This window comes from Alteriqipengyuania halimionae, from assembly GCF_009827575.1.
Lineage (GTDB): Bacteria > Pseudomonadota > Alphaproteobacteria > Sphingomonadales > Sphingomonadaceae > Alteriqipengyuania_A > Alteriqipengyuania_A halimionae.
Window position 1 is genome coordinate 1980491 of record NZ_WTYR01000001.1, and the last position, 15667, is coordinate 1996157.

Sequence of the window (15667 nt, forward strand, 5' to 3'; positions counted from 1 at the left end):
TCAGGCAAAAAGATCTAGGCTGCCGCTGTTGCGGAGCTTCGAACGCGGCGACGGTTCGTCATTATCGACGTCGGTTTCAGCGTGGGTGGCGTCTTGTCGCTGCGGCGTCTCCGGGCGGCCATGCTGGCCTTGCTGATCGCCACGCCCCTGGCTGCGCGCTTCGAACTGGAACGATTGGGGATCGGTTCGCACGCCCGCATCGCCCAACGCGCGAGCGAGCTCCGCGCTGTCGCGGCGCAGCATTTCCAACGCCACACTGCTTTCCGCGGCGACGTGGGCCCGCATGGTGCCGCGATCATCGAATTGAAGCCTGATCCGGATCTCGCCCATTTCCGCCGGATCAAGCCGGATGGTCAAGGCGTCCTTTCCGTCCTTGACCTGCCGCACGATCTCGAGGCCGAGTTGCTGTCCGATCTCTCCCGGCCGCGCCGAGACGGTTCCGGGCACCGAACCGGAGCTGCCGGTCGTACCTGCCGAAACCTTCGCGGAGTCGGCGCGCGTTGCAGGCAAAAGCTCACCCATTGCCGGCGCATTGTCGATCGCCGGCGCAGGCCCTTCGGCAGCGCCGGCTTGCATCAGCTTGCCGAAATCGCTCGCTCCGGCGTCAGGAGATGGCATCCCCGCCGACGTGCGTGACGGAAGCAGCTCCGCAGGGGGTTCACTGTCCCGCGGTATCATCGCCCGGGCATTGTCCGCCTGCGTAACGGGTTCCGCCCGCATGGCTTCGGGCTTCTTTGCCGGGCCGCGATTTGAAAGCGCTGAGGATCCGCTCACCGGATTGCTTCCGGGCGGGGGAACTGGTGCCTGTCCGACGATGGAAGCGGTAGCCTCTGCTGGGGTGAAAGCGGGCACATTGCCGGGCTCGTCGTCTGACGGTTGATCGGCGGCGGCGTCCCCGCTCTGTTGCGCATTCGACCGGTCGATAGGTTCGATGAGAGTATCGGGTTGAGACGCGTCGGACAACCGTGCCGCAGGCTCGGCAGGCGAGGTGGTGTCGCGCGCAAACGCATCGACCGCCCGCGAAGCCGATTGCCCCGGCACACTCTCGCCATCCGCCTGTACGGGGAGATCGCCTGGCAGCTCTCCCCCGGCTTTTGACGAATCCTCGATCACGCTCGACGGCGCATCGAGGGCCTCTGATGGCGTTGACGCGGCATCTGCGTTCACGATCGGAGATGCTGGGTTCACCGAGCCCAGCACGTGCTGGGTCGGTGTTTCTGGTCCCGCCTTCGGCTGCTGGCCAAGCAGCGCGCGCAGGGCAGCGGCCGTATCGGCCGTACCGTTGCGCGGCGGAACAGACGCCTCGTTACCGCCAAATGGTGCGGCCGCGAGCGCGCCAGCGGCCAACTGCGGATGCGCGGCTCCTCGCGGGACGTGGGCGCTCAGCAGATCGGCGAAGGAGGGGCCGCGTTCGGCAAATCGGGTGGCGCCCCCGGACAAGCCTAGGGGGGAGCTTTTGCCTGGTGCGAGCGATAGGAGGTGGTTCATGCTTTCCTTTCGCCCTCGGGGGCGCCTGAACGTATTATATAGGCGGAGTGGCGATTACGGGGCTTCGAGCGCAGTTTGTTGTCCGATACTGCCGACCGAGCGAACTCGGGTGCGCGGATGGATCTCGTTCTGCGACAAAACGACGGTCGCCGGGCGCACCCGCTCGATGATTGAACGGACGAAGGGGCGGATCGTCGGACTGACGAGAAGGCAGGGAATCTCGTTTTTCGCAGCGAGAGTGTCGTACAGTTCGCGCACCTGAGAGATGAACCGCTGCAGGTTCGAGGGAGCCATGGCGAGATGGCGATCGTCGCCCTCGCCCAGAATGCTTTCGGCAAATTGCTGGTCCCAATCGGGCGACAACGTCAGGATCGGGATAGCGCCGTCCCGGGTCTGCTGAGCCGAGATCTGGCGCGCGAGGCGTGCGCGCACATGCTCGGTGATCTGGGTAAGGTTCTGCGTCAGCGGTGCCGTTTCCGCGATCGCTTCCAGAATAGTGGCCATGTCGCGAATGGACACGCCTTCGGCCAGCAGGTTCTGCAGGATGCGCTGGATGCCGGAAATGCTGATCTTGGCAGGGACCAGATCGGCAACCAGTTTCTCCGCCTCGCTATGCACTTCGTTCAGGAGCTTTTGGGTTTCGGCATACGACAGCAGTTCGGCGACGTTGTCCTTGACGAGCTCGGCCAGATGCGTGGTCACAATGGTTCCGCAATCGACCACCGTGAGATCGCGTAGCCCCGCCTCGTCGCGTAATTCGCGGTCGATCCAGAGCGCCGGAAGGCCGAACACCGGCTCTTGTGCGGGATCGCCGGGTAGGCCGACATCCCCGCCGCCCGGATTGATCACCATCAGCTTGTCGAGCCGCAGCTCGCCCGCGGCGACTTCGGTCTCGCGGATAAAGACGCGGTAGTCGTGCGCGCCCAGCGTCATGTTGTCGATGATGCGCACGGCGGGCAGGACGAAGCCGTAATCGCTCGCCATCTGGCGGCGCAGCGCGCGAACCTGATCGTCGAGACGCGGTTCGGCGGCCGAGCCCTTGATGATCGGCAGCAGGCCATAGCCGAGCTCCACCCGCACCGCGTCGATTGCGATGGTGTTGGCGATGGGTTCCTCGACTTCGGCCGAGGCGATCTCCGCCTGGGCCTGCTCGGCCTTTTCATGGGCCTCCTGTGCCTGGTGCTTGCGACTGATCCACCAAGCGTAATAGCCGCTCGCAACCGACGTGACGGCGAAGGGCAGGAACGGGAAGCCGGGTATCAGTGCGAATGCACCCATCAGTACCGAAACCATGGCGAAAGCCTTGGGGTATCGACCCAGCTGCTCGCCCAGCGCATTGCCGGTCTTGCCCGACATGCCGCCTTTGGAAACCAAGAGGCCCGCTGCGGTCGACACGATCAGCGCCGGGATCTGGCTGACCAGCCCATCACCGACCGTCAGCAGCGTGTAGGTGGTGACGGCTTCACCGAAAGCGACACCGTGAATCGCGACGCCGACCACGAGCCCGACCAAGACGTTGATCGCAGTGATGAGCAGCCCGGCGATGGCATCACCCTTCACGAACTTGGAGGCACCGTCCATCGCGCCGAAGAAACCGCTTTCGGCTTCCAGCTCCTGCCGCCGCGAACGCGCCTGTTCTTCGCTTATCATGCCTGCGCCCAGATCGGCATCGATCGCCATCTGCTTGCCCGGCATCGCGTCGAGGCTGAAGCGAGCGGCGACTTCGGCGATACGGCCCGCGCCCTTGGTGATCACAACGAAATTGATGACGACGAGGATGATGAAGATGGTCAGCCCGATGACCGTCTCACCGCCGATCAGGAAATGCCCGAACGCCGCTATGACCCCTCCGGCCGCTTGTGGCCCCTCGTGCCCATGGCCCAAAATCAGCCGGGTCGAAGCGAGGTTCAACCCCAGCCTCAGCATGGTGGCGATCAACAGGATTGTCGGGAATGCCGAAAGCTGCAGCGGCTTCTCGATGAACAGCGAGGTCATGAGGATCATCACCGACAACGTGATCGAGATCGCCAGACCGAAATCCAGGAGCCAGGCCGGCATCGGCAGGATCAGCATCGCAATGATGCCGATCACCCCTATCGCGAGCGCGAGATCGCGATTGGCGCCGATACGATCGAGAAAGCCTGTAAGATACTGTGACATGGGAGTGCCGACTTGGTTCGAGGACGTTATTTGCACGGAGCGACGCTGATGCCCGCCTGGACGAAGCTCTTCAGTTTGTTGCGCATGGTGCGCACTGAAATGCCCAGGATCGAGGACGCCGAGGTGCGATTTCCGCCGCACCGTTCAAGCGTATGGAGGATCAGTTCGCGCTCGACTTCCGCGACGGTGTGACCGATCAGCGGCTCGACCTGCATACTATCTTCCTGGTCTTCCGGAGATAGCTCCAGCGGGGTGCCGTCGACCTTTACCAGCGCGTCGGTGCCGATGACGGGTGATTGCGCAAGCAAGATCGCGCGATGAATGGTCGTCTCGAGTTCGCTCACATTTCCAGGCCAAACATAGGTCTCGAGAACACTGCCGGCCGCATCGTCAAAATCGGGCTCGCGCGTGCCGTAAAGGGTGGCGAATTGCGCGGCGAAATGATGGGCGAGGGTCAAGATGTCTTGTCCCCTTTCCCGCAGCGACGGCAGCCTGATTTCAGCAAGATCCAGACGCGCCAACAGGTCGGCGCGAAAGCGGCCTTGCTCGACGAGACTATGCAGATTTGACGTGGAACTGGTGATCAGGCGCGCGCCTTGATGCAGTGTTGCCGGGAGCCCGTTCTCAGCGGTCTGGCCCTGTATCAAATCGAGCAATCGAGCCTGCAGCGGCGGGGAAAGCGCCTCTACACCGCGCAGGAAAATCGTGCCGCCTCCCGCCTCGTCCATCCTGCCTACACGTCGCGCAATTGCCCCGGGGAAGTCTCCCGGCTCGTGGCCGAACAGCTCTGATTCAAGGATTGCCGTCGCAACGCCATGACATTCGACGGTAACAAAATGCCCCGTACGCCCGGAGCATGCGTGGATCATCCGGGCCATGACTTCCTTGCCCGTACCCGGCTCTCCGCGGATCAGTATCGGTGCGGCTGTTGCGGCCATCGACTTGGCGAAATCGGTCACCTGCCGCATCGCCTCACTCGCACCGATCATGTCTCGCGAGGGACGGGCGACGGACAGTATCGCGGCGGCGATCAGATCCCGGTCCGGAGGCAGCGGCAGGTAGTCGCGCGCGCCGCCCCGCACTGCGGCTACGGCCCGTTCGGCGGTCGCATCGATCCCGCAGGCGATGGTCGGCACCGCAATGCGTTCGGCGCGTAGCGCGGAAATGAAACCTGGCACGTCCAGCGACACGTCGATCATGACCAGATCACCGCCCGCGCGACGAAGCGATTCCAGCGCGGCCTTCTCGTCATCCGCCATGGTGACCAGAGCGCCCGTCTCGCGCGCCATTTGCGCGGCCTGGCGAAAGATCGAATGCTGCGCGCCGACCAGGGTCATACGCACCGGGGTGGAGAGCGATTCGGTCATCAGTCTTCTTCGTGCACGATCTCGGTGAGCGTCACGCCCAGTGCCCGTTCGATGAGGACGACCTCGCCGCGGGCGATCAGACGATTGCTCACGAATATGTCGACTGGCTCGCCGACCTTGCGATCGAGCTCGACGACACGCCCCGGCGCGACCTGCATCAATTCGGCGACCGTCATCCGGGCTCGTCCGAGAACAACCTGCATCTTGACCGGCACATCGTGAACGGCGTCGAGTCCTAGCTCATGGCCATGGTCTTCATTGATGCTCAAACCCTCGCGCGCGTCGGACGGTGCGGTCTCGCCAAGCGAAGGAAGATCCACGAAAGCCTCGCTATTCTGCTCGATCTGGGCCTCGGCAACATCATTTCCCACTTCGGTCATGGAACTCTCCTTTAAGCACTGAGCCATTGGCGGACGACAGCGGCGGATTCACTGGGACTGCTATTGATGGCGTCGCCGATCTTCTTCAGCGCGGAGGCCTTGATGTTGCCCTCCACTTGGGCGAGCGCGATCTCGTCATCCAGCTTTGGACCGCCAAGTGAGGGGGGCCCATCGTTTTCCGATCGTTCGGCATTCGGCGCCTCTCCCTCATGGGGCTCGGGCGTCAGTTCGATGGTGTCTCGTTTGGGAGCCGGCAGTTCACCGGCGACCAGCTCCGATTTGGGCCGGAGCATGCGCAGGACGATCAGGCCCACAGCGCCAATCACGAGCAACTTGATGAAATCGAAAATCGAGCCGAACGGAAGGTCGGAAAACAGCCCCTCGTCAATTTCGGCAAGCTCATCGGGCTGCGCGAAGGCCATGCTTTCGACGATCACGCTGTCGCCGCGTTCGGCATTGAAGCCGACGGCATTTTCCACGAGCCTTGTGAGGCGCTGAACCTGTTCGTCGGGGAGGCCCTGCTCACCACCATCGACCATGACCGCCACCGTCAGGCGCGAAACTTTGCCGGGCGAGCGCGTGGTCAGCGTGCGACGGCTGCTGTTCTGGAAAGTGACGTCTTCAGAGGTCTCGTTGCGGGCGCTTTCACGGGTCTCGCCCCCGCCCCCCATGATGTCGTTGCCTTCGGGCAGCTGCGCGCCGACCGTGACACCCTGGTCTGCCCCTGCATTCTCGCGGTTCTGGTCGCCCGATTCGACCGAGATCTGGCGCGCGATGACCTGTGTATCCGGGTCGAAGACCTCGGCCTCCTCGCGCGTGTGGTCGCGATCGATTTCGGCGGACACCTCCGCCCGCACCTTGCCCACGCCAACGATCGGTTCGACCAGGGCTTCGATCTGGCTGCGGATGCGCGCTTCGGTGGCAATCTGGCGTTCGTCGGCCTGGGTGGCGCCTGCCTCCCCAGTCTCGCCCGCCCGTGCCAACAGCGCGCCGGTCTGATCGACGATCGAAATCGCTTCCGGAGCGAGTTCGGGCACGGCGGCGGCCACCAGATAGCGAATAGCCTCGACATTGCCGGACGACAGCTTGCCGCGTGTCTTGACTGTTACGGAGGCGCTGGCCTTGCGTGCTTCTGGAGCGAACAGGGCACGCTCCGGCATGACGATATGCACGCGCGCATTCACGATCGACTGCAAGCTGGCGATCGAGCGCCCCAGTTCGCCTTCGATCGCGCGCGTCTCGTTCAGCTTTTCGCGCGAGGACGAAACACCGAAGGCTTGTTGCGTATCGAGCACTTCATAGCCGATCGCACCGCCCAGCTGTTCGCCCGCCATGCTCATCCGCAGTTCGGGGAGGCGATCCTCGGGCGCGAGTATCGCGGTGCCGTCGCCCGAGAGCGAGAACGGTACATTCTGCGCGCGCAGCTTTTCGGTGATCGTCTGGGCGGATGTCGGATCGAGATCGGTATAGAGATAGCCCATCTCGTCGGACGAGCCGCTGCTCATAGCGACAGCCGCCAACGTCGCCAGCAGGGCAAAGGCGACGCCTCCCATCAGCAGCACCCGGCGTGGTCCGAGTTGTCCGGCAAAGTTGCGCAGTGCTTCCAAGGTGACCCCGTCCGATACCGTCGGCATTATTGCCGGCTTTCGAGATCATTATAGGAGGCCGGAGGGTCGGCATTTTCTGCCGGTGGGAAATTTTTGCCGGGTGCGTATATCGCTGCCGAGCGGGATGCGCTGGAGCGTTCAATCCGCCGTCTGCGCCATCAGCGGAGCAAGCTCGTCGAGCACTGCCTGGCGTCGGCTCTGTGCGTCGACGTTCACGCCGCCACGATCCCATTTCAACACGGCGTCGCCGGGTGCGAGACCGGCATCGGCGGACACGATAAGCGCCAGACGTCGACGATCCTCGCTCTGGCGTTGGGCGATCCGAGCCTCGATCTCCTCGACCAGTTCGGGATGAACCCTCACTTCGATTTCCTGGCCCCGTGCGACTTGCGACAGTGCGCGCCCGATCGCCTCGTCGACGGCGCCGCCGGGCTCCTCGGCGATCGCACGACCGGCAAGGGTTTCCGCCGCGACCAATGCTACCTCGACGGCATCGGCCTCTGCCTGCGCGCGCAATTCGCCATATCGCTCGGAAAACTCGTCCAGCGATGCCTGGACAGCATCGACGGCCGAGAGGATCGCCTCCTCGCGCTCTTCATGCGCATGGTTGCACCCGGCTTCGAATGCTTCGGTGCGGGTTCGGGCCAGCTCTTCCTCGTGGTTCTGTTGCAGTCGGGCGATCTGGCCGCGCAAGGCCTCCGCCTCGCGCGCCAGTTCGGCCGCATCCGTCTTTCGCCGATATTGCCTTGCCGACTCGCGCGGCGGAAAGGAGAATGTGCGGTCGAAGTCGAAGGGGCGAACCTGAAGATCGTCTTGCATGGTCATGGGATCAGTAAATCATCGATTCGTCAGACTTGGGATCGACCAGAATGATCTCTCCGCGATCCGCGAGCGTTTTGGCCAGGCGAACGAGGGCGGTCTGCGCTTCGTCGCACTCGCGCGCCCGCACCGGCCCCATCGCGCTCATATCTTCTCTCAGGAGCTTGGCAGCGCGCTCGGTCATCGCGCCCAGGAACAATCGTCGTATTTCTTCCGGCGCGCCCTTCAGCGCCAGCGCCATTTCACGCTTGTCGGCATTCTTGACGACAGTTGCCACGGAGGCGGGCAAAAGATTCCCCAGATCCTCGAACGTGAACATCAGCGCGCGGATGCGCTCGGCCGATTCCACGTTGCACTCCTCGAGCGCGCTGAGCATCCTTTCTTCGGCGGACCGATCGAGCGCGTTGAACATCTCGGCCATCATCTCGTGCGGATCGCGCTTTCGAGAACGCGCCAGGTTGGACATGAACTCGTTCTTGAGCGTCTGCTCGATCTCGACGACGATTTCCTTTTGCACCTGCTCCATCCGCAGCATTCGCTGGATGACATCGGTCGCGAAGTCGCCGGGCAATTCTGCGAGCACCCGGGCAGCATGTTCCGGTCGCAACTTGGTGAGGATCACCGACACGGTCTGCGGATATTCATTGCGAAGATAAGCCGCGAGCACCGTCTCGTTCACATTTGAAAGCTTGTCCCACATCGTCCGGCCAGACGGACCGCGGATGTCCTCCATGATCTCCCTGACCTTGTCTACGCCCATGACTCCACTGAGCAAACGCTCCGCCGATTCGAAGGAGCCATGCAATGACGCCATGCTCGAAACTTCGCTGCTGAACTGCACCAGCAGGTGTTCGACTGCGACTGCGGGCAAGCGTCCAAGCTGCGCGATTCCGGAAGAAAGATCCTTGATTTCGTCGGTGCTCAACTGCTCCCAGATCGGCGTTCCATATGTCTCGCCCAGCGCAAGCATCAACGCGGCAGCACGTTGCGGGCCCGAGTACTTCTTGAGCTCGGGTGGTTCCGCAAGATGGGCGGCGATCGTCATTTCAGTTTCCCCACTAAAGAAATCCCTGCGCCCTACCGCATGATGGCGGCGCTCGTCCTATTATAGAGGCAAGACCAGCCGGATGGACGGAAGCAGCAAGAAGGTGACACTCAATTTAAACAGCAGCCTTGCAGGGCTCAGCCTGCTGAGCGGGACAAACAGCTTCTCGCTGTTCTCGGGCGGTACACCGGCTTTCGAGACCCTCGCAGTCCGTCGGGCCAAGGCGGCCTTCACCACGCCCGACACCACGCCGCCTTGGAAACAGGCGGGGCAAGCAGGTTCGCTGTCTTCGCAGGTCTCGGCCATCCGGCGGCTGTCCTCTATCGTCGATGCAGGGCCCATCACCAGCCGCAAATTGCCCGACGATGTGTCATCCGCCTTCACCACTTACCGCGCTCTCGACCGGCTGCGTGCCTTGGCCGAAGCCGCGGTTTCCGGGCCAACCGCCTCCGTGCGAGAAACACTTCAAGGTGTATTCGCCGAGGGGCTTCAGGATCTCGAGACCTTCGTGGCATCCTCGCCGCGCGACAAGCTGTCGCTGGCTTTCGACCAGCCCAGTAGCACCGTACGTTCTGTCGCGATCAAACCGGAAAGCACTGTCGGCACTATCGCCGGCAAGGGCGTGGCCGAAGCGCGCGATGCTCCGCTGCTGAAGCTGTCGGGGACCGAACGTTTCGCAATCACGATCAAGCGCGGCGATGCAAGCGACACAATCAGCGTTGATCTGTCCGGAGGGCCGCAGCCGCCGACGCTCGATTCCATCTCGAGTTCGATCAACGACGCCATCGCCGCCGTACCGCTGCGCGGCCCCGACGGCAGCGTCAATCTCGACGAGAACGGCAATCCCGTGCCCCGCTGGCTAGTCCGCTTCCTGCCCGACAAAAGCACCGGCAGCTGGGGCTTTAAGATCGAGAACCCGGGGCTGGAAGAAGTGTCGATCGATCAGGTCGATGCGCCCGATGCGCTGATGGTGGTGACCGGGCTGACCGATCCGGACAGTCCGGCATCGACGCAGGTCATGCGCATATCCGATCCGGCCGGGACAGCCGAGCGATCGACCTTGTCGCAGATTGCCGGCCTGGACCGGCTCGCGACCGAACGCGCCGAACTGAATGCGCCGAAATATGCGCCGATCGAAGGTGTCGAAAAACCCTCGCTCGAGCGCTTCGCAACCACCTCCGCGCAATCTGTCGTCACCGCAGCAGACGGCTCCAGCTTCGTCGTCGGCACCACCGCGGGCGACCTCGACGCCAATCGGGTGGCAGGTTCGCAAGACCTGTTCCTGACCAAGCTCGACAGCGAGGGTAAGGTAGTCTGGCAACGCGCTCTCGGCGCGAGCGGATCTGCCAGCGGCGCAGCCGTCGCCCTAGGTCCCGACGGGCACGTGGTTGTTGCCGGCACCGTCGAAGGCAGCTTCGATGGCGCCAATACCGATGGCGACATGCTCGTCGCGCGCTTCGATGCCGAAGGTGCGGAACTTTCCTCGACATTAATCCGCGCCGTCGGGAAAGACACGGCCAACGCCCTCGCCGTCTCCGCGGACGGTTCGATCTTCGTCGGCGGTCGCGGCGCAACCGGAGGCGGTGACGCCTTCATCGCTCGGCTCGATGCCGACGGCAGTTTGCGCGAACGCCGCCGGATCGACAGCGGCGGCAGCGACACGGTCAACGCGCTTGCCATCGGGAGCAATGGCGAACTGCTGGCGCTCACCAGTGAAGGCGGCGTGGGCACCCTGCGACGGATCGACAGCGCCTCGCTGGTCAACGATCTCGGCTCGATCGAACTGGGCCAGGTAGATGCCCGCGCGCTGGCGGTTGCTTCGGATGGGACCATCGGGATCGGCGGATCGGCCTCCAGCGCGGTCGACGGCAATCAGGTCAATGCCACGGGCGGCGGACGCGACGGTTTCGTCGCGCGGGTCAGCGCCGATCTCACCAGCAGCGACGTCAGCTACATCGCGACCGGAGCGGACGACCGGGTGGACAGCATCACTTTCATGAACGGCAATATCTACGCCGGTGGTCGGACGTCCGGGGATCTTTCGGGCACGCGCCGCGGAACGTCCGATGGCTTCGTCGCCCGGATCGATGCCGGCACCGGAGCCATCGCCGATATCCAGCAGTTCGGCCTTGCCACCCGCAACACCGAGCCAGTGCGCATTGCGGCGGCGACAGGCGGTTCCACCGTGCTCGGCGCACTTGGGTTGAAGCGCGGGCGACTGGACGATACCGATTCCTCCCTGCTGACCGCACAGACCAGCCTGCGCGCGGGCGACCAGTTCGCCATCAAGGTGAACGACGGGGTGGCCCGGCGGATCATCATCGATGCCGACGAAACGCTCGCCACCCTGTCTGAGAAGGTGAGCCGGATCACCGGTACGAAGGCGACCATCACCTCGCCTTCGGGCGATGACGGGCGCACGCTGAGCATTGCAGCGAAGTCCGGGCACACGATCGAGCTGATCGGCGGCGGCGAGGGACGCGATGCACTGTCCAAGCTGGGCCTGCCCGCCGCCCGGCTGGTCGCGCCGCCGCCCTTCGACAAAAGTGCGCCGAAGGTCGTACCGGGCGGAAGCTACGGGTTGGACCTCACGCATGCGCTCGAAATCTCGACGCGCGAGGGTGCCGCGCTAGCTTTGGGCCGGGTCAAGAGCGCCATCTCGATGACGCAGACCGCCTATCGCTCGCTCTATTGGGACACGGGGAAAGCGTCGATCGTCAATGGCGGCGCTGCCGGCACCGGCGGCGCGTCCCCTCGCCAACTGGCGCAGATCGCAAACTATCAGGATGCGCTCGCGCGCATCAGCAGCCTGACCGCAGGATTCAATTCCGGCGGCTTCTTCTGAAACTCCGAGCAGGGAACTTTATATGAGTGATACGACTCCAGTCCTGATGCGCGGCATCGGTCTTGCCATGCGGCATCTTTCCGATCGCCAGCAGGTGATCGCGCAGAACATCGCCAACGGCGACACGCCGGGTTACAAGGCGCGCGAAGTGGAAGCGCCGAGCTTTGCGGGAATGGTGGATGCAGGCGGCGCGAGGCGCGTTGCGCGGCCGACCGTCCAGGTCAGTTCCGAAATGCGCGCACTCGGCGCCCGGCCACAGACCTCGAGCGCCATCGTGCTGGACGAGAATACCGTCGAGACAAAGCCCGACGGCAACAACGTCACGCTGGAAGAACAAGTTCTGAAGCTCAGTGCCGTGCAATCGGAATTCACGGCGCTCACCAACCTCTATCGCAAACAGATGCAACTGCTCAAAAGCGCAACAGGGCGCGGCAACGGCTAGTCCTCGCACATCGGCGATATGAAAGGGGGGCGATCGCGCAATGCAATCGCCCCCCCTTTTTCTCACCTCGCCTCAGAGGCTGGTGTTGACCGAGATCGGGCTAGTGCCGCCGCGAAGCATCATCGTACCCGTGTCGCGATAGCTGCACCCGGCATTGCCGGTCAGCCGCTTCGCTTCCGAAGCCACCGCGTCGATAAGGTCGCTGGAAAGCTCCAGATGGCGCTTCACCACGGTAGCGTTGGACGCCGCCGCGTCGCGCAGTGTGGCCATCGCCTCGGACAAGGCCGCGTCCTGCTCTTCGTCCAGATCTTGCAACCAGCTCGGGGCCTCACGGTTGAGCCGCGCAATCTCGGCTTCCATCTGCGCCACCAGGCGACGCTTCGCGCCGACCATCTCTGCATGATCGACATAGCCGCCACGTTCGTCGAGCGACACGGTCTCCTCGCTCATCATCGACGCAAGCGAACCGGCTATATCGAGTATCGTAGCAATCATTGCATACCCTCCTGCATTCTGATCATCTGTTCCATCACCGTCGGAGCGAGCCCAATGCCGCCGCGACGGGCAATTTCTCCGCCCAGCTTCTCTGCCATGAGCCCACGGAATATCTGCTCGGCATGGCCACCGGAGAACTCGTCGCCCAGCTCGACGCTTTCGAGCATCAGCTTGGACATCTCGCCTAGGAAGACCGCCTCGAATTGCTCCGCTGTTTCGGCGATATCGCTGCGCGATTGGCCCGGCAGCGATGCGGTCGAAGGGAGGTCCGGCTGGTTGGGCAAGGGTGCGGACAGGCCGAAGGACGTCGTCATTGGATCGTGATCTCCGCCTGCAATGCGCCTGCGCTTTTGAGCGCATGGAGGATGGTGATGAGATCCCGCGGGGAGACGCCCAAACGGTTGAGACCATTGACAAGCGACTGGAGCGAGGTGCCCTGGTCCAGCATCGCAAGCGACGCGCCCCCGCCGTCATCGACCTCGATCCGGGTGCGCGGCACGACGGTCGTCTCCCCTTCGGAAAACGGTGCCGGCTGCGAAACAATGGGGCTCTCGGCGACGCTGATCGTCAGGCCGCCCTGAGCGATCGCGACCGGGCTGATCTTCACGTCCGCCGTCATCACGACCGTTCCGGCCGCTTCGTTGACGACGATCCGGGCAGGCTGGTCGACATCGACGGCGAGATTTTCGATCTGCGGCAGAAGTTCGACCAGCGATCCCTGAAAGCCCGATCCTCCGCTCAATTCGACCGTCGCCGGGTCGAGCATTCGCGCCGCGCCGGGAAAGCGTTGGTTGATTGCCTGCTCAATGCGCTTGGCGGTCGTGAAATCCGGGTTTTTCAGCGCCAGCTTGAGCGTATCGGCAGCGCCTAGCGCATACGGGACCTCGCGCTCGACGATCGCGCCCGACGCAATCCTCGCCGACGTCGAAACCCCGCGACTGATGCTGGCACCGGCGCCCTGCGCCTTGAATCCCGATACGGCAAGCGGCCCCTGCGCCACTGCATAGATCTCGCCGTCGAGGGCGCGAAGCGGGGATATTAGCAGTGTGCCGCCCTGCAGGCTGGTCGCATCGCCCATGGCCGCGACCTGCACGTCGATCTTGGAGCCCGCACGGGCAAAGGGCGGCAAGGTAGCCGTGACCGACACCGCGGCGACGTTCTTCGTGCGCAACTGCATATCGCGCACGCTCACGCCCATGCGTTCGAGCATGGCCTGAAGCGATTCCTCGGTGAACGGAACGTTGCGGGTGCGGTCTCCCGTCCCGGCCAGACCGACCACGAGCCCGTATCCCACCAGCTGGTTCGAGCGCACGTTCTCGACATCGACGATGTCCTTGATCCGCGAACCTGCCTGCGCCTGTGCCGGCGCTGCGAAAAGCAGCGCCAAAGCGGCACATAGCATTGTCACGATCCGCATATTCTCGCTCCTGATTACCCCAATGGCTTCCTTTTCTTATAGAATAGAGAGGTAGGAGAATCGCACTCTTGTAGGAGTTTATCGTGCGGATCGGCACGTTGTTGCCAGCCCCGGCCATACTTGCGGCGATCACCCGCAAACCCGCGCTGCTGGGCGCAGGGGAAGGACAGGCTGCGGCCGGCGAGAGCGCACCGCCAGCTCCCGTACAGCCAACCCCGCCACTGGGCTCGGTCCAGATGCTGGTAACCCTCGCCGCCTACGATCCCGACAAGGAGCGACGGCGGAAGATGGCCGAGCAAGGAGCCGAAGGTCTCGACGAACTCGAGGCGTTGCAGGTGGAATTGGCGACCGGCGGTGCCACGCCGGATCGGCTCGAAGAGCTTGCCGAGTGGGTTGCGCAGCTCGAACAGCCGACGGATCCGGTCCTCGCCAGCATCGTTGCCGACATCGAATTGCGCGTTCGGGTCGAGCTGGCGAAGTTCGATATCGAGGTCTAGCGCCCGTTGCGTCGCTGCGAGCGAGGCGATGCCCGTTTTTAGCGGCCGCCCCGGGCCAGCTTCATCACATAGGTTATGATTTCGGCGACGGCGAGATAATGCTCGGCCGGGATCGGCTGATCGAGCTTGGCGCTGGCATGCAGCGCGCGCGCGAGCGGCGGTTTCTCGATGATCGGGATGTCGTGCCCTGCCGCGATCTCGCGGATCTTCAGGGCGACCGCGTCGACCCCCTTTGCCACCACAACCGGCGCCGCCATCGCGCCATGATCGTATTGCAGCGCAACCGCATAATGGGTCGGGTTTGTAATGATGACGCTGGCCTGCGGCACCTTGGTCATCATCCGGCGCTTGGCGCGTTCCATCCCGATCGCGCGGACCTTGGCCTTGATTTGCGGGTCGCCTTCGGTGTTCTTGTGCTCGTCCTTGATCTCCTGAAGCGACATCCGCATCTTCTTGATGAACGCACGCCGCTGGTAGACGAAGTCGAAAAGCGCAAGTGCCGCGACCAGTATCGTCGCGGCCTTGATCATCCTGAACACCAGGTCTGCCGCGAGCTTGCCAACCTCGTGCGAAGGGACGCCAACTAGCGTTTCGATTCCCCGCGCGTGCGGCCACACCACGATCAGGGCGACGCCCGTGACCAGTCCGAATTTCGCGAGTGTCTTGACGAACTCCACCAGCCCCTGCTTGCCGAACAACCGCTTGATCCCCGAAGCCGGAGAGAGTTTGTTCCATTTCAGCTTCAGCCGCGACCACGCCAGGGTCGGACGGCCCTGCAGGAACATCGTCAGCAGGGCGAAGATCAGCAGCATCCCCAGCAGCGGCCCAAGCGCCAGCGCGGCCTGGCCCATCACGACGGCCGCAAAACTCAACCCGCTCCCTGCAAGATCGAGATCGTCCGCTCCGCCCCACAAGCCGACGAAAATCGTCAGCATGCGCGAAACCGTCCACGCTCCCATCCCTCCCATCACCACGACGGCAGCCACGAACATGCTCGCATGGCGCATTTCGGGCGCACTGGCGACTTCGCCCTTCTTGCGGGCGTCCTCCAGCTTCTTGTCGGTTGGGTCGTGCGTTTTCTCGCCGGAATCGGATTGCGACATCG

14 protein-coding genes are annotated in these 15667 nt (G+C 63.6%); 3 read left to right on the plus strand and 11 right to left on the minus strand.

The genetic code is table 11. The features are described 5' to 3' along the window. From GRI68_RS09575 to GRI68_RS09605, 7 genes are all read right to left on the minus strand, one after another. Positions 1-1488 (minus strand): flagellar hook-length control protein FliK, encoded by a 1488-nt coding sequence (locus GRI68_RS09575; protein WP_160617037.1) that lies wholly within the window; start codon positions 1486-1488, stop codon positions 1-3. A 54-nt stretch (positions 1489-1542) separates the two neighbouring features. Beyond that, complete coding sequence (gene flhA, locus GRI68_RS09580; RefSeq protein WP_160617038.1) at positions 1543-3648, minus strand: flagellar biosynthesis protein FlhA; 2106 nt, start codon at positions 3646-3648, stop codon at positions 1543-1545. A 26-nt stretch (positions 3649-3674) separates the two neighbouring features. Beyond that, the gene (locus tag GRI68_RS09585) at positions 3675-5015 is read right to left on the minus strand and encodes a sigma-54-dependent transcriptional regulator (RefSeq protein ID WP_234028766.1); all 1341 of its coding nucleotides are present in this window, start codon (positions 5013-5015) and stop codon (positions 3675-3677) included. Further along, positions 5015-5395, minus strand: a complete 381-nt coding sequence (gene fliN / locus GRI68_RS09590; RefSeq protein WP_160617039.1) for a flagellar motor switch protein FliN — start codon at positions 5393-5395, stop codon at positions 5015-5017. The genes GRI68_RS09585 and fliN overlap by 1 nt, the downstream gene beginning before the upstream one ends. Positions 5396-5406: 11 nt before the next feature. Further along, positions 5407-7029 (minus strand): flagellar basal-body MS-ring/collar protein FliF, encoded by a 1623-nt coding sequence (gene fliF, locus GRI68_RS09595; RefSeq protein ID WP_234028767.1) that lies wholly within the window; start codon positions 7027-7029, stop codon positions 5407-5409. 111 nt (positions 7030-7140) lie between these two features. After that, positions 7141-7827 (minus strand): FliH/SctL family protein, encoded by a 687-nt coding sequence (locus GRI68_RS09600; protein ID WP_160617040.1) that lies wholly within the window; start codon positions 7825-7827, stop codon positions 7141-7143. Positions 7828-7831: 4 nt separating this feature from the next. Beyond that, positions 7832-8866, minus strand: coding sequence for a flagellar motor switch protein FliG (locus GRI68_RS09605; RefSeq protein WP_160617041.1), 1035 nt, complete (start codon positions 8864-8866; stop codon positions 7832-7834). Positions 8867-8969: 103 nt separating this feature from the next. Here GRI68_RS09605 and GRI68_RS09610 point away from each other — a divergent pair, with 103 nt between their 5' ends. Both GRI68_RS09610 and GRI68_RS09615 read left to right on the plus strand, forming a co-directional pair. Beyond that, positions 8970-11711, plus strand: a complete 2742-nt coding sequence (locus GRI68_RS09610) for a WD40 repeat domain-containing protein (RefSeq protein WP_325063793.1) — start codon at positions 8970-8972, stop codon at positions 11709-11711. Positions 11712-11733: 22 nt separating this feature from the next. Beyond that, complete coding sequence (locus tag GRI68_RS09615) at positions 11734-12153, plus strand: flagellar basal body rod protein FlgB (protein ID WP_234028769.1); 420 nt, start codon at positions 11734-11736, stop codon at positions 12151-12153. 72 nt (positions 12154-12225) lie between these two features. On the opposite strand, the gene GRI68_RS09620 is transcribed toward GRI68_RS09615, so the two are convergent. Genes GRI68_RS09620 through GRI68_RS09630 form a run of 3 tightly spaced genes read right to left on the minus strand, consistent with a single transcriptional unit; the run spans position 12226 to position 14065 of the window. Then, a complete protein-coding gene (locus GRI68_RS09620) occupies positions 12226-12648 on the minus strand; it encodes a hypothetical protein (protein WP_160617042.1) in 423 nt (140 codons plus the stop codon). Then, the gene (locus GRI68_RS09625) at positions 12645-12962 is read right to left on the minus strand and encodes a rod-binding protein (protein WP_160617043.1); all 318 of its coding nucleotides are present in this window, start codon (positions 12960-12962) and stop codon (positions 12645-12647) included. The genes GRI68_RS09620 and GRI68_RS09625 overlap by 4 nt, the downstream gene beginning before the upstream one ends. Next, positions 12959-14065, minus strand: a complete 1107-nt coding sequence (locus GRI68_RS09630) for a flagellar basal body P-ring protein FlgI (protein ID WP_407643345.1) — start codon at positions 14063-14065, stop codon at positions 12959-12961. Before GRI68_RS09630 ends, GRI68_RS09625 begins: the two co-directional genes overlap by 4 nt. Positions 14066-14148: 83 nt before the next feature. Between GRI68_RS09630 and GRI68_RS09635 the strand changes: the two genes are divergently transcribed. Next, positions 14149-14562: a flagellar assembly protein FliX gene (locus tag GRI68_RS09635; protein WP_160617044.1), complete on the plus strand. Its 414-nt coding sequence runs from the start codon at positions 14149-14151 to the stop codon at positions 14560-14562. A 38-nt stretch (positions 14563-14600) separates the two neighbouring features. Here GRI68_RS09635 and flhB read toward each other — a convergent pair whose 3' ends face one another. Continuing rightward, positions 14601-15665: a flagellar biosynthesis protein FlhB gene (gene flhB / locus GRI68_RS09640; RefSeq protein ID WP_160617045.1), complete on the minus strand. Its 1065-nt coding sequence runs from the start codon at positions 15663-15665 to the stop codon at positions 14601-14603. Positions 15666-15667: the final 2 nt, after the last annotated feature.

Coding starts and splice junctions, on each gene's coding strand:
- GRI68_RS09575 (WP_160617037.1), bottom strand. CDS start 1,488: ATGAACCACCTCCTATCGCTCGCACCAGGCAAAAGCTCCCCCCTAGGC.
- flhA (WP_160617038.1), bottom strand. CDS start 3,648: ATGTCACAGTATCTTACAGGCTTTCTCGATCGTATCGGCGCCAATCGC.
- GRI68_RS09585 (WP_234028766.1), bottom strand. CDS start 5,015: ATGACCGAATCGCTCTCCACCCCGGTGCGTATGACCCTGGTCGGCGCG.
- fliN (WP_160617039.1), bottom strand. CDS start 5,395: ATGACCGAAGTGGGAAATGATGTTGCCGAGGCCCAGATCGAGCAGAAT.
- fliF (WP_234028767.1), bottom strand. CDS start 7,029: ATGCCGACGGTATCGGACGGGGTCACCTTGGAAGCACTGCGCAACTTT.
- GRI68_RS09600 (WP_160617040.1), bottom strand. CDS start 7,827: ATGACCATGCAAGACGATCTTCAGGTTCGCCCCTTCGACTTCGACCGC.
- GRI68_RS09605 (WP_160617041.1), bottom strand. CDS start 8,866: ATGACGATCGCCGCCCATCTTGCGGAACCACCCGAGCTCAAGAAGTAC.
- GRI68_RS09615 (WP_234028769.1), top strand. CDS start 11,734: ATGAGTGATACGACTCCAGTCCTGATGCGCGGCATCGGTCTTGCCATG.
- GRI68_RS09620 (WP_160617042.1), bottom strand. CDS start 12,648: ATGATTGCTACGATACTCGATATAGCCGGTTCGCTTGCGTCGATGATG.
- GRI68_RS09625 (WP_160617043.1), bottom strand. CDS start 12,962: ATGACGACGTCCTTCGGCCTGTCCGCACCCTTGCCCAACCAGCCGGAC.
- GRI68_RS09630 (WP_407643345.1), bottom strand. CDS start 14,065: ATGCGGATCGTGACAATGCTATGTGCCGCTTTGGCGCTGCTTTTCGCA.
- flhB (WP_160617045.1), bottom strand. CDS start 15,665: ATGTCGCAATCCGATTCCGGCGAGAAAACGCACGACCCAACCGACAAG.